Annotated in this window: 14 protein-coding genes and 1 tRNA gene; 7 read left to right on the top strand and 8 right to left on the bottom strand. The window is 67.3% G+C overall.

The features are described 5' to 3' along the window. Positions 1 to 272: 272 nt before the first annotated feature. A complete protein-coding gene (locus B3E43_RS15025) occupies positions 273 to 797 on the top strand; it encodes a porin family protein (RefSeq protein WP_292030915.1) in 525 nt (174 codons plus the stop codon). 78 nt (positions 798 to 875) lie between these two features. Here B3E43_RS15025 and B3E43_RS15020 read toward each other — a convergent pair whose 3' ends face one another. Beyond that, entirely contained in the window at positions 876 to 1,139 is a 264-nt protein-coding gene (locus B3E43_RS15020; RefSeq protein ID WP_292030913.1) for a hypothetical protein, read from the bottom strand. 130 nt (positions 1,140 to 1,269) lie between these two features. Here B3E43_RS15020 and B3E43_RS15015 point away from each other — a divergent pair, with 130 nt between their 5' ends. Then, positions 1,270 to 1,761 carry a hypothetical protein gene (locus B3E43_RS15015; RefSeq protein WP_292030910.1) on the top strand — a complete coding sequence of 164 codons (492 nt, stop codon included), beginning with the start codon at positions 1,270 to 1,272 and terminating at the stop codon, positions 1,759 to 1,761. Between the two features lie 128 nt (positions 1,762 to 1,889). Here B3E43_RS15015 and ychF read toward each other — a convergent pair whose 3' ends face one another. The 6 genes from ychF to B3E43_RS14985 form a co-directional block, all read right to left on the bottom strand. Next, a complete protein-coding gene (ychF, locus tag B3E43_RS15010; protein ID WP_292030908.1) occupies positions 1,890 to 2,984 on the bottom strand; it encodes a redox-regulated ATPase YchF in 1,095 nt (364 codons plus the stop codon). Positions 2,985 to 3,052: 68 nt separating this feature from the next. Beyond that, positions 3,053 to 3,538: a copper chaperone PCu(A)C gene (locus tag B3E43_RS15005; protein ID WP_292030905.1), complete on the bottom strand. Its 486-nt coding sequence runs from the start codon at positions 3,536 to 3,538 to the stop codon at positions 3,053 to 3,055. 84 nt (positions 3,539 to 3,622) lie between these two features. Then, positions 3,623 to 4,252, bottom strand: coding sequence for an aminoacyl-tRNA hydrolase (pth, locus tag B3E43_RS15000; protein WP_292030903.1), 630 nt, complete (start codon positions 4,250 to 4,252; stop codon positions 3,623 to 3,625). 78 nt (positions 4,253 to 4,330) lie between these two features. Further along, positions 4,331 to 5,017 carry a 50S ribosomal protein L25/general stress protein Ctc gene (locus tag B3E43_RS14995; RefSeq protein WP_292030901.1) on the bottom strand — a complete coding sequence of 229 codons (687 nt, stop codon included), beginning with the start codon at positions 5,015 to 5,017 and terminating at the stop codon, positions 4,331 to 4,333. A 153-nt stretch (positions 5,018 to 5,170) separates the two neighbouring features. Then, the gene (locus tag B3E43_RS14990; RefSeq protein ID WP_292030899.1) at positions 5,171 to 6,280 is read right to left on the bottom strand and encodes a hypothetical protein; all 1,110 of its coding nucleotides are present in this window, start codon (positions 6,278 to 6,280) and stop codon (positions 5,171 to 5,173) included. 84 nt (positions 6,281 to 6,364) lie between these two features. Continuing rightward, positions 6,365 to 7,300, bottom strand: coding sequence for a ribose-phosphate pyrophosphokinase (locus B3E43_RS14985; RefSeq protein WP_292030897.1), 936 nt, complete (start codon positions 7,298 to 7,300; stop codon positions 6,365 to 6,367). A 220-nt stretch (positions 7,301 to 7,520) separates the two neighbouring features. Between B3E43_RS14985 and B3E43_RS14980 the strand changes: the two genes are divergently transcribed. The 3 genes from B3E43_RS14980 (at position 7,521) to B3E43_RS14970 (ending at position 10,680) form a co-directional block, all read left to right on the top strand. Then, complete coding sequence (locus B3E43_RS14980) at positions 7,521 to 8,366, top strand: outer membrane protein assembly factor BamD (protein WP_292030894.1); 846 nt, start codon at positions 7,521 to 7,523, stop codon at positions 8,364 to 8,366. Between the two features lie 159 nt (positions 8,367 to 8,525). Further along, positions 8,526 to 10,226: a DNA repair protein RecN gene (gene recN / locus B3E43_RS14975; RefSeq protein ID WP_292030892.1), complete on the top strand. Its 1,701-nt coding sequence runs from the start codon at positions 8,526 to 8,528 to the stop codon at positions 10,224 to 10,226. A 133-nt stretch (positions 10,227 to 10,359) separates the two neighbouring features. Beyond that, the gene (locus tag B3E43_RS14970; protein ID WP_292030890.1) at positions 10,360 to 10,680 is read left to right on the top strand and encodes a hypothetical protein; all 321 of its coding nucleotides are present in this window, start codon (positions 10,360 to 10,362) and stop codon (positions 10,678 to 10,680) included. Between the two features lie 61 nt (positions 10,681 to 10,741). On the opposite strand, the gene B3E43_RS14965 is transcribed toward B3E43_RS14970, so the two are convergent. Continuing rightward, positions 10,742 to 10,814 (bottom strand) — tRNA-Arg (locus B3E43_RS14965). 554 nt (positions 10,815 to 11,368) lie between these two features. Here B3E43_RS14965 and B3E43_RS14960 point away from each other — a divergent pair. Next, positions 11,369 to 11,644, top strand: coding sequence for a hypothetical protein (locus tag B3E43_RS14960; RefSeq protein WP_292030887.1), 276 nt, complete (start codon positions 11,369 to 11,371; stop codon positions 11,642 to 11,644). A gap of 303 nt (positions 11,645 to 11,947) precedes the next feature. After that, complete coding sequence (locus tag B3E43_RS14955) at positions 11,948 to 12,811, top strand: class I SAM-dependent methyltransferase (protein WP_292030885.1); 864 nt, start codon at positions 11,948 to 11,950, stop codon at positions 12,809 to 12,811. Positions 12,812 to 12,819: the final 8 nt, after the last annotated feature.

Genomic DNA, 12,819 nt, shown 5'->3' with positions numbered 1-12,819 from the left:
CCCTACCGCGTGCCGATCGCCCGGTTGGCGGCGGCCCAGGCCGCCCTGCACGCCCGCGCCGGGACGGAGCGAGAAAAGGACCGCTGACAGGCGCAGCGGTCTTCTCGCCACAAAACTGTCTTTCTTGAAGTAACGCGGTCTGTGCTTCGGTTCACACAGTTGTCGTTATGTATCGGCCCGCCACTGGAACGCCGCTTTCGGCCGCCCATTTGTGTCTTCGCTGGATGGGGCTGGCAGCCGTTGGTTGCCACATCTAGAGGATACAAGAAACAATGCGTAACATTCTTCTCGCCACCGCCGCCCTTACTCTGATCGCCGCGCCCGCAATGGCGCAGGAGCCTGTCAGCCCGATCACCGGCTCGATTGGCTACACCCAGCTGGACACCGACGGCGGCGATCTCGGCGCCATCACCGGCCGGGTCGGCTATGACTTCACCCGCAATTTCGGCGTCGAAGGCGAGGCCTCGATCGGCGTCAAGGACGACGACATCACCTTCGCGGGCGTCGACGGCAAGATCGAGCATGACTGGGACGCTGCCGCCTATGGCGTCGCCAAACTGCCGATCAACGAGAACCTCGAGCTGTTCGGCCGCCTCGGCTACGGCACGACCCGCGTCTCCGCTGACCTCGCGGGCGTGACGGCCTCGGGCGACGGCGAAAGCGTCAACTACGGCGTCGGCGCCAACTATTTCATCGACGGCCGCAACGGGATCCGCGCCGACTGGACCCGCCGCGACTTCCGCGACAACGGCGGCGAGGCCGATACCTACGGCCTCAGCTTCGTCCGCCGCTTCTAGAGGCTGACGTCTGAAACGACGAAGGCGCGCATCCCTCGCGGGGTGCGCGCCTTTTCGTTGGCCGGTTTCAGGAAAGGATCAGGCGACGCCGGGTTGCAGGGCCCAGCGCATCGAGCCTTCGCCGAACGGTTTGAAGAACAGGTCGCGATAGCGTTCGAAGGCCTCAACGATCTTGTTGGCGAGATCCTGGGCGACGGTCTCGCCGCGCTGTCGTTTCATGGCGGCGACGCACTGGACGACGTCGCGCTGGTGGGCCGAACCGCCCATGCTTCTGAGCACCGCGGCGATATCCTGCGCCAGCGGATCGATCTGTTTCGCCCATGGATTGGTGTTCTGAGTCATGCGGGACGCCCCCTTGTTCTCGACACAAGCGAACCGGTCGCAAAATCTTGCGGACGATGCAAGCGTGACCGCGAATTCTTGATGTGGGGGAAAGTTCGGAGCCACGACAGCCGAACAGCGTTCATGTGTGATGACCGCAAATCGCCTCGCCCTGCTGGCCGTCCTGGCGCTTGCCGCGTGCGGGCAGGCCGGGACCAATCCGCCGACCGATCCGGCCGCCCCGATCGATACGCCGGAAGCCCAGGCGCCAGCCCCGACCCCGCCGCCCGGCGTGGGCTCGATCATGCCGGGCTCCGGTCCGCAGACCTTCGTGGGCCGCTGGGCGGCCAACGCCGCATGGTGCGCCAATCCGCAAGGCGCGGAGCGGCCGATCGAGATTACGACCACCCGGTTCGAGGGCTATGAGAACAGTTGCGGCATCCTGTCGATCACCCAGGTCGCTGACGGCTATCAGGCGGCGCTGGGCTGCGCGGCGGAAGGCCAGACCTCGAGCGAGCGGATCAGGATGGCGGTGCAGGGTGACGGCATGCGCCTGACCTGGCTGAACCGGAACAATGCGGTGGTCAGTCTGGTGCGGTGCCCCGCGCCGGCCGCCGCTCCGGCCGCGGGGCCGATCCCCTGAGCGATCGTCCGCTGCGTTGAATCTGCCGCCGCGCCGTTTTGGGCGAGGTGCAGCGGCAGGAAGGTTGATGAACCAGCCATCGCCGGATGAAGAACCCTCAGGGCACGACAGTTCAAGCGACGAGCGGTCTAGTTGAACAGGAAATTCATCACGTCGCCGTCCTTGACGACATAGCTCTTGCCCTCGGCGCGCAGCTTGCCGGCCTCGCGGGCCTTCGCCTCACCCTTGAGGGCGACGAAGTCCTCGTAGGCGATGGTTTCGGCGCGGATGAAGCCCTTTTCGAAGTCGGTATGGATGACGCCGGCGGCCTGGGGCGCGGTGTCGCCGATATGGATGGTCCAGGCGCGCGCTTCCTTCGGCCCCACGGTGAAATAGGACTGCAGGCCGAGCAGGGCATAGGCCTCGCGGATCAGCCGGTTCAGACCGGGTTCGGCCAGTCCGAGACTCTCAAGGAACTCGGCCTGTTCGTCAGCGTCCAGCACGGCCAGTTCGGAATCGATCTTGGCCGAGATGACCACGGCCTTGGCATTGTCCCGGGCGGCGCGCGCGGCGACCAGATCGGACAGTTCATTGCCCTTGTCGGCCGAGTTCTCGTCGACGTTGGAGACATAGAGGGCCGGCAGGGAGGTCAGCAGCTGGAGCATGTGCCAGGCCTTCTGGTCTTCCTTGTCGACCTGGACCACGCGGGCGGGCTTGCCGGCGCGCAGGGGCGTCAGCGCCATGTTGATCAGACGCAGGGTGGTCTGGGCCTCCTTGTCGCCGCCCTTGGCCTTCTTCTCGACGTTGACGACCCGCTTCTCGAGGCTTTCGAGATCGGCCAGCATCAGTTCGGTCTCGATGATCTCGAGGTCCGAGATCGGGTCGATGCGGTTTTCGACATGGGTGATGTCGTCGTCGATGAAGCAGCGGGCCACGAAGGCCACGGCGTCGCAGTCGCGGATGTTGGCCAGGAACTGGTTGCCCAGGCCCTCGCCCTTGGACGCGCCGCGCACCAGGCCGGCGATGTCGACGAAGGTGATCCGCGACGGGATGATTTCCTTCGACCCGGCGATGGACGCCAGCACCTCGAGCCGCGGCTCGGGCACGGCCACGTCGCCGGTGTTCGGCTCGATGGTGCAGAACGGATAGTTGGCGGCCTGGGCCGCCGCCGTCTTGGTCAGGGCGTTGAACAGGGTGGACTTGCCGACATTGGGCAGGCCGACGATCGCGACTTTCAGGGCCATGGTCTTGGGGAGGTTCCTCGTGAGCGCGAGCCTTTAGCCGGTCACGACCGGTTTGTCAGTCTCGCGCGTCAGAGAGCGGCCGGGGCGACCGCCTCATCCGACCCGGCAACGGGCGGTTGACCGACCGTCGCAGTCACCTCGACGGCCGGTGACGTCTCGAAGGTCAGGGTCAGGGCGACCGTATCACCGGCGACCAGAGGCTCCTCGACTCCCAGCAGCATCAGGTGATTGCCGCCCGGTACAAGGGCCACGGTCTCACCGGCGGGAAGGGGCAGGCCCTCGCGAAGCTCGCTCATCATCATCATGCCGCTCTCGATCCGGCTCTCGTGGATCTGCACCAGATTGGCGTCGGTGCTGCTGGCCGAAACCAGCCGGTCGGCGGTCGCGGCGGTCAGGGTGAGGTAGCAGCCGGTCATCTGGCGCCCGACCGGCGTCGGCCGGCAGATGGCGTCGGCGACCTGCACCGTTGCGGCCTCACCGGAACCCGCGCCGCCGCCCGGGGTGCAGGCGGTCAGGGTCAGCAGGGCAAGGGCGAGGAACGGAGCGCGGTGCATGGAGGTCAGGCCTTGTCGAGGGCCGGGACAGCCCCGGCGGCGCCCCCCCGCACTAACGGGCGCGGCGGTTGATGGAAAGCGCGGCTATTCGCCCCGCGCCGCATTCTGCGCCGCCTGACGCGGGCTGAATTTCGGGGCGGGGGCCAGGCGCATGACCTCGGCCTGATAGCGTTCGTCGTCGCCTGCGAGGGCGAAGGGCAGGGCGCCGGCGACGGCGTCCAGCATCGGCTCCAGCCAGGTCCGGTCGGCCTTGTGGAAGTCGCTCAACACATGGCCGTGCACCAGTTCCGGCGCGCCCGGGTGGCCGACGCCCATGCGGCCGCGGCGGAAGTCAGGGCCCAACTGGCTGATCAGGCTGCGGACGCCGTTCTGGCCCGCTGCCCCGCCGCCCGTCTTCATGCGGAAGCGGCCGGGGGCGAGATCGATCTCGTCGTGGAAGACGATGACCGCGCCGGGCTGGACCTTGTAGAAGCGCGCCGCCTCGGCGACCGCCCGACCGCTCTCGTTCATGAAGGTCTGGGGCTTCATCAGCAGGACCTTGACCGGCCCTTCGGTCGTCGCGACCTCGCCCTCGCGGATCACGGACTGGAATTTGGCCCGCTCGGGCCCGAACGACCAGCGCCGCGCGATCTCGTCAGCGGCCATGAAGCCGATGTTGTGGCGGTTGCCCTGATATTTGGGACCCGGATTGCCCAGGCCGGCGATGATGATCATGGCGCGAGGTCCGGATAAGGAAACGGCCCCGTCCGTTTCCGGATGGGGCCGTTCCAGTAGCAGTTTGTCGAGAGGCGATCAGCCCTCGGCGGTGTCTTCCGCGGCGGCTTCGCCGGCTTCCTCGGCGGCGGCCTGTTCGGTCGCTTCGACCTCGGCGGCCACTTCGGCGTCGTGCGCATCGTCGGCGGCGGCCGAGATGGCGGCCGAAGACGTCTTGATCGAGGCGATCACGAAGTCACGGTCGGTGATGGTCGGCTCGACGTCCTGCGTGCCCTTCAGGTCGGACCAGCGGATGGTGTCGCCCATCTTGTGGCCGGCCAGGTCGACGATCAGGTCTTCCGGGATGTGATCCGCGCGGACCTTCACCTCGACCGAGTGACGGACGATTTCCAGCGAACCGCCCTGACGGAAGGCTTCGCACTGGTCCTGGTTGATGAAGTGGACCGGGATTTCGATCTTGATCGTCTGCTTCTCATCGACGCGCATGAGGTCGAAGTGCAGGGGGCGGTCGGTGACCGGGTCGAACTGGACATCGCGCGCGATGACCGGCTGCGATTCCTTGCCGTACTTCAGCGTCACCAGGTGACCCAGCAGCTTGCCGGTGTAGAGCGACTTGCGGAAGTCGCGCTCGTTCACCGAGATGGCCACGGGGGCCTTGTCGCCGCCGTACAGGACGCCCGGGACCATGCCCGCGCGGCGCGCGGCGCGAGCGCCGCCGGTGCCGACGCCATTACGGACGTCCACGTTCAGAATGATCTCGGCCATCGCCTCGCCTCAACAACACAAACGCCGCGCTGACCAGTCAGCCCTCGCGGCGGGGTCAGGGACCCTGAATTCAAGAGCGCGGGTCATTACACGCCAACCGGCGTTGACGCAACCGTCCCAGGCGTCATTGCGACACCCGAATGGAATTGAACGTTAGCGCCCGCTGTTCAACGCCGCGGTGGCCGAAGCGGAGGCCGCCGCCGCGGCTTCCGCCACCGGGGACTGCACCGGTGCGGAATCAGGCGCGCCGCCCGTCACCGCGGTCGCCGTCGTCTCGACGGGGGCAGGGGTGATGTTCTGGGCCGTGCAGGTGGCCAGGTCGCGCGCCACATGGCGGCCGACGCAGAACATGTCCTCATAGCTGGGCCGTGACGCGGCCAGGCACTGGAACAGCATCAGCTTGGACATGTTGAGGCAGAACTCGCTGTTCTGATCGACCGTCAGGGCCTCGGTATTGGCCCGGGCGTCCTCGCCCCCGGCGCCGAGCGCGGCCAGGGCGGCGATGGCCAACGAGCGGGCGACGGCCGGCGTATAGGGTGGACCCGAGCGCGAGGCGTTCAGGGAGAGGCCCGAGCCGGAGTTGGCCGCGGCGAACAGACGGGCCGATTCCTCGGCCGACGGCAGCATCTGCACCGCCGACAGGGCCTTTGCGCCCTCGAGTCGCGTCACGCGGTCGCTGATCGGCACCGTCGCCCAGCGGCGGCGCGGGTCCCGACGACCCTGGATCGTATAGGCGTCCTCCTCGACGGCGTCGGCGATCATCAGCATGGCCGCCGAATCACGACCGATGGTGTCGACGATCAGGCCGGCGGCGGCGTCTGCTCCGGGCAGGGTGGCGGCATAGGCGGGGTCCGCAACGATCCGGTCGATGATCTGCCTGCGGTTCGCGGGGTCGGCGGCGATCGCGCGGACGCCCTGCACGAACTCCGGCGACTGCAGCGCCAGGATCGAGCCGTAGGCGATCATGCCGCGCGACAGCTGGGCCGGTTCATAGGAGGCGCCCCGGCGGATGGCGGCCTGGATGGCCTCGGCGCTGGTGAACCCGGCCTGGATGGAGCCGGCCTCGCGCATGAAGGCGACATAGATGGAGGCGGCCTGGGCCACGCCTTCGTTCAGGCTGACGGCGGGCAGCGGAGCATGGACCGGGGCCGGCGGCGGGGGCGCGGGCGCGGGTTCAGGCTCCGGAGTCGCGCAACTGGCCAGAAGGACGAAGCCGGCGGCGGCCGCCAACGAAAGGCCGCGACGCGGAAGAGCCTGAAACATGCGAAATCCCCACAAGGACGCACGGCGCGTCGAGGCGCCGGAGTTTGAAGGGCTTATAACGCGTGGAGAACCGTTTTCCGACCGTTAATCGAACAGTTTGGACACGGATTCCTCGTTGGCGATCCGCCGGATAGCCTCTCCGATCAGCGGGGCCACGGAAACCGTACGGATTTTTCCGCAGTTCAAAACTTCGTGGGGCTGTTCGATGGAGTCCGTGATCACCAGTTCCTTCAACGGTCCGTCGGTGATCCGCTGGACGGCCGGGCCCGAAAGCACGCCGTGGCTGATATAAGCCGAAACCTCGGTCGCGCCCTTGTCCATCAAGGCCTTGGCGGCGTTCACCAGGGTGCCGCCGGAATCGACGATGTCGTCGAACAGGATGCAGCGCCGGCCCTGGACGTCGCCGATGATGTTCATGACCTCGCTCTCGCCGGCCCTCGCCCGGCGCTTGTCGACGATGGCCAGATCGGCATTGAGGCGCGAGGCCAGCGTGCGGGCCCGCACCACGCCGCCCACGTCGGGCGACACGATCATCAGGTCATCGCCGCGCGGGTAATGATCCTTGATGTCCTGCGCCAGCACCGGGGTGGCGACCAGGTTGTCGGTCGGAATGTCGAAGAAGCCCTGGATCTGGCCGGCGTGCAGATCCATCGTCAGCACCCGGTGCGCCCCGGCGCGGGTGATCATATTGGCCACCAGCTTGGCCGAGATGGGGGTTCGCCCTCCGGTCTTCCGGTCCTGCCGGGCATAGCCGAAATAGGGCATGACGGCCGTGATCCGCCGCGCCGACGCCCGCACCAGGGCGTCGGTCATGATCAGCAGCTCCATCAGATTGTCGTTGGCCGGATAGCTGGTCGACTGGATGACGAAGACGTCCTCGCCGCGGACGTTTTCCTCAATGACGGCAAAGACCTCGTTGTCGGCGAACCGTTTCACCTGGGCCTTGGTCAGGGGCATGTCGAGGTGGGCCGCGATGGCCTGGGACAGGGTCCGGTTGGAGTTGCCAGAGAGCAGCTTCATGTCCGGTCATCCTTTCGCCGTCATCGCCCGGCTGAGAATGCGTCCGCGGCGTTGGCGCGCTACATACCAGCGGACGGCCCGGCCACAAGGCGCGGCGCGCCTTTTTGGCGCTGTTCTTCGCGCATTGGCGTGGGCAGGTTCGCTGGTGTAGAGATCGCGTCTCGTTTTTCGGGGGCGCCGACGGGTCCGCGCCCGCCGGCATTTCAAGTTGAGGTCGTCCTTGCCTGCTTCCAAATTCCGCGCCGGCCTGGTCCTGGCCACCGTGGCTGTTTCGGCCCTGACGATCTCGGCCTGCAGCGGCCGCCCCGAACGTCCGCGTCTGGCCTATGAAGAGCGGCCGGTCGAGGCCCTCTACAACACGGGCTACCAGCGCCTGCAGCGCAACCGCTGGGCCGATGCGATCGACTATTTCCAGGAGGTCGAGCGCCAGCATCCGTATTCGGAGTGGTCGCGCCGCGCGATCCTGATGCAGATCTACGCCTACTATCAGAACAACAACTACGCCGAGGCCATCGCCGCCTCGGACCGCTTCATCCAGCTGTTCCCGGGCAATCCGTCGGCCCCGTACGCCTTCTACATGAAGGCCCTGTGCAATTTCGAACAGATCACCGACGTCGGCCGCGACCAGGGCTATGCCCAGGCGGCGCTGGACGGGCTGAAGGATGTGCAGCGCCGCTATCCGGGCACGTCCTACGCCATCGACGCCACGGTCAAGATCGACATGGTCAACGACCAGCTGGCCGGCAAGGAAATGGCCATCGGCCGCTACTACCAGCGCGCCGGCCAGCCGCTGGCGGCGATCAACCGCTACAAGGCGGTGATCGACAACGAAGCCTATCAGCGCACCTCGCACACGCCCGAGGCCCTGTACCGGCTGGTCGAGGTCAATCTGACGCTCGGGTTGAGGGAAGAGGCGACCCGCAACGGCGCCGTGCTCGGCTTCAACTATCCGGGCAGCCCCTGGTACGCCGAGGCCTACGCCCTGCTATCCGAAGACGGCCGGACGCCCGACGTCGCCCCGACCGCCCAGCGCGAAAGCTGGCTGCGCCGGATCATTCCGGGCTGACGTTTCCGATATGTTCCGCTAGTCTCGGGCTTTACCCGGGGCGCGAATGGCCAGCATTCTCCGGCGTCGCCCGAGAGATCGATTCGCTTTGCCTCATCCTGATCCCTGCGCCTCCCGTCCTCGCGCTCCCGCTCCCGTGAACGCCATCGGAGCGGGCCCGTGCTGACCGCCCTCTCCATCCGCGACATCGTGCTGGTCGATGCGCTCGACCTCGAGGTCCATGGCGGCCTGACCGTGCTGACCGGCGAGACCGGGGCCGGCAAGTCGATCATTCTCGACGCCCTCGGCCTGGCGCTGGGGGCACGCGCCGACGCCGGTCTGGTGCGGGCCGGGGCCAAACAGGCCTCGGCCACCGCCGTCTTCACCGCCCCCGACGACCCGGCCCTGATCGCCCTGATCAGCGAGCGCGGCTTCGATGTCGCCCCCGGCGAGGAGCTGATCCTGCGCCGCACCCTGGCCGCCGACGGCCGCAGCCGCGCCTTCGTCAACGACCAGCCGGCGGGCGTCACCGCCCTGCGCGAGATCGGTCAGGCCCTGGTCGAGGTCCACGGCCAGCACGAGACAGTCGGCCTGCTCGACTGGAAGACCCACCGCGCCCTGCTCGACAACTACGGCGGGCTGCAGCCCCAGCTGGACGGCGTCGCCGGCGCGGCCGACCGGCTGAAGACCGCCGAACGCACCGTCGCCGACCTCAAGGCCGCCGCGGCTGATGCCGCCTCGCGGGCCGAGGAGCTGACGCAGGCGCTCGCTGATCTGGACGACCTCGACCCCCGCGCCGACGAGGAGACCGAACTGGCCGGCGAACGCGCCATTCTCGGCGCCGCCGAAAAGGCCGTGGCCGACCTCGCCGACGCCCGCGCCTCCCTGGGCGGGGACAAGCTGTCCCAGAAGCTGTCGGCCGCCCTGCGCGCCGTCGAACACGCCCGGACGCGGGCCGGCCAGGCGGGGACCGACCCCGAACACCCCCTGCTGCAGAAACTGGCTGCCGCCGCCGAGGCCATCGACCGCACCATGGTCGAGGCGGAAGAGGCCATCGCCTGCGTCGACGCCGCCGCCAACGCCTTCGACTTCGAGCCCGGCCGGCTCGACAAGGCCGAGGAGCGGCTGTTCGCCCTGCGCGCCGCCGCCCGCAAGCTGAACACCTCGGTCGACTGCCTGCCGACCCTGCGCCTCCGCTTCCGCGAACAGCTGCGGCTGATCGAGGACGGGGCCGAGGCCATCAGCGCCGCCGAACGCGCCGCCTCCGCCGCGCGCGAGGCCTATGACGTCGCCGCCATCCTGCTGACCTCCGCCCGCGAGGCCGCCGCCGACCGGCTGACCGCCGCCGTGATGGAGGAACTGGCCCCCCTGAAGCTGGAGCGCGCCCGCTTCCGCGTCGGCTTCGAGCCGGTGACCGAGGGCCGGCGCGGCCCGCTGGGCGTCGAGACTGTCCGCTTCGAGATCGCCACCAACGCCGGCGCCCCCTTCGGCCCGCTGGACGCCATTGCGTCAGGCGGCGAACTGGCCCGCTTCGCCCTCGCCATGAAGGCGGCCCTGGCCGGCCGCGAGGACCAACGCCAGCCGGTGATGATCTTCGACGAGGTCGACCAGGGCGTCGGCGGCGCCGTCGCGTCCGCCGTCGGCGCACGGCTGGAGCGGCTCTCGCGCGGCGCCCAGGTCCTGGTCGTGACCCACAGCCCCCAGGTCGCCGCCCGCGGCCACGCCCACTGGAAGGTGCGCAAGACGGATGCGGGCGGCGTGACGACCACCACCGTCGATACGCTGGACGATGAGGCGCGGCGGGAGGAGATCGCGCGGATGCTGTCAGGGGCGGTGGTGACGGACGAGGCGCGGGCGGCGGCGAGAAGCCTGATCGGGTGACGGGGACGCGGTGGGGGCAGCGCTGAAAGCGGACGGTCCGGAGGTCGGCTATGGGGGGTGAGCGGACTCTACCCAGAATGAAATCGACAGCCTGACAGTTGACTTTGAGACCATCAAAGCGAGGGTCGTCAACATGACCGACAATCCCAACTCAAACAGGCGAAAGAAGATCATGGAGGCCGTCTTTGGTGAGCGGCTGACTGGCGATGACTTGCTGAGACACAAAGCCGCGCGGCCCTCGAAGAAAATCTACTACGCGTTGCAGCTTGTCAGGTTGATCTTGATCACTGTCCTTGGTGCGTGGGTCTTCAACGTCGAAGGCCGTTTGCCTTTGATCGGCACATGGCTGGCTCAGTCGCGGTTCGCGGTGTTTCCAGTTTGGGCAGGCTGCTTGAGCATTTTGGCATTCTCAGAATGGTTTTATGAGCGGCGCGAGCGCACACTTCGGCGGTAGTTGCTGTGTCCGCAATGGGTCGAGAGCGGAAGCGGGCGTCGCGGCAGCAAGCGGACACGATAGGCACGGGCCGGGACTTGAACCCGGCGTCTTCAGGGCGAACCTGATGCACTCTCCAGTTATGCTACCGCGCCCGACGTAAGCATACGGGGGAGTGGGATGTCCGCAATGGGTCGTGAGCCGACCGTCGCCTGAAGGTGGAAAGCGGACCTAACTCGCTGCGAGCCGTTCAAGCCACGCTCGCGCCTGCTTGGGTTCACCCGGCGCGTTTGCGCCAGCGCGCCCACGGGCTGCTTCGAACTCTTCGTGAAGAGAGAACGGCGGTTCTCCGACCTGCGCCCGAAGTCGGTTTATGGCCTGAGCAAGCGACTGTAGGTCGCGCATCTCGGCGGGGGGCGACGCGCTCAAATGTTCATTGTGGCCGAATAGCCCCCAGCGACCGCCAGCACAGTCAACCAGTGCCTTCTCCAGAACGGACCGATACTCGCGTTCTAGCTCGTCCAGTTGCTGCGCGATGCGTTGACCTTTGCCCATTCACGATCACTACAGCGATGCCGAATGTCCGCAATGGGTCGGGAGCGGACCATCGTCTGAGGGTGGATTGCAGACCTAAGGAGATGGGTTCACTTTCGCTGACGTAGCGCGAGGATTACGTGGTCCCCGTTAGGAATTTGAGATGGCAACTCCAATGCTGCCCGTTCTGACGAGGATATCCGGCCTGTTGGCCCTCGCGCTTTCCCTGCTCGGGCTTTGGTTTTCGTATCTCTTGCCGGTCCTCGAAAACGGCTTCGCGTGGGTCTACCTTCAAGTCGTTGTATATGTAGCGTTCGCGGTGCCGTCACTTCTCCTGTTGGCGGTGTCGCTATTGGGCAGGAACCGCTACTTGGCTTGGGCAGTGACGTTCGTCTTGGGCCTCAACGCTCTGGCCTTCGCGGTTACGCCTTACCTCCCAAGAGATATGTAGCTGGAAGACGAGAGCCTCAGAGCCCACGCTCCAAACGTCCGCTTCGGGTCGAAACCGGACCGTCGCCCAAGGGTGGTTTTCAGACATGACAGCAGCCGGTCTCAAGACCCTCGACTGACCGCCCCCAGCCGTCGCGACACCTCGGCCCGGTCGGCGGCGGACAGGTCCATGCGGGCGGCCTCGGTGTATTTTTCGCGGGCCTGATCGCGCTTACCTTGAGCCTCCAGCGCCCGACCCCAGGCCTGATCGGGGATTTCAGGCCCGGGGCGTCTTGCTCCCGGCCTTCAGACAGAGAAGACCACCATGCCGTTGCCTGATCCGGATTCCACTGAAGCGCCCCGGGCCGAGGACTGGGCCGGCGAGATGGGGGCCAGATGGCTGGCCAACATCGATCGCCTTGAGTCGATGATCGCGCCCATCGGCGATGCCCTGCTGGCCCGGGCCGGCTTTCAACCGGGCCAGCACGTTATCGACATCGGGTGCGGCGGCGGCGCGACCAGTCTCGCCATCGCCTCGGCGGTCGGTTCGTCGGGAAGCGTGGTCGGGATCGACATCTCGCCCGATCTGATCGCAAAGGCGACCGAGCGCGGGGTTGCGGCCGGGGTGCCGAATGCCCGTTTCGAATGCGCCGACGCGTCGCTCTACCAGGCTGAGACCCCCTTTGATCGCCTGTTCTCGCGGTTCGGCAGCATGTTTTTCCAGAACCCCGGCCCGGCCTTCGCCAATCTGCACCGATGTCTGAAGCCGGGCGCACGCATCGATCTGGCGGTCTGGGGCCCGCCGCGCGACAATCCGTGGATGATGGAGGTGATGGGCGTGCTCCGTCGGCATGTCGATGTCCCGCCCGCCGTGCCCCGTGCACCCGGTCCGTTCGCGTTCGAGGACCTCGACTATCTGAACGCGGTCCTGGCAGAGGGCGGATTTACCGGGACGGAGATCGTGGCCTGTTCGGTGCTTCAACCCTTGGGCGGAGCCGGGGCGACGCCGGAGGAGGCCGTCCGGTTCGTCTTCTCATCCCTTGCGGCCGGTCGCCTGCTGGAGGGCCAGCCCCGGGCCGTGCAGGATCGCGCCGGGGACGATCTGCTGTCGCTTTTCAGCGCCGCGCACAGGCCCGGTCAGGGTGTGATGATGGCCGGCTCGGCCTGGCTTGTCACCGCAAGGGCCTGAGGGAGTTT

The organism is Brevundimonas sp. UBA2416, from assembly GCF_002343105.1.
Taxonomy (GTDB): Bacteria; Pseudomonadota; Alphaproteobacteria; order Caulobacterales; family Caulobacteraceae; genus Brevundimonas.
This window is presented reverse-complemented; position numbering and strand designations above follow the sequence as displayed.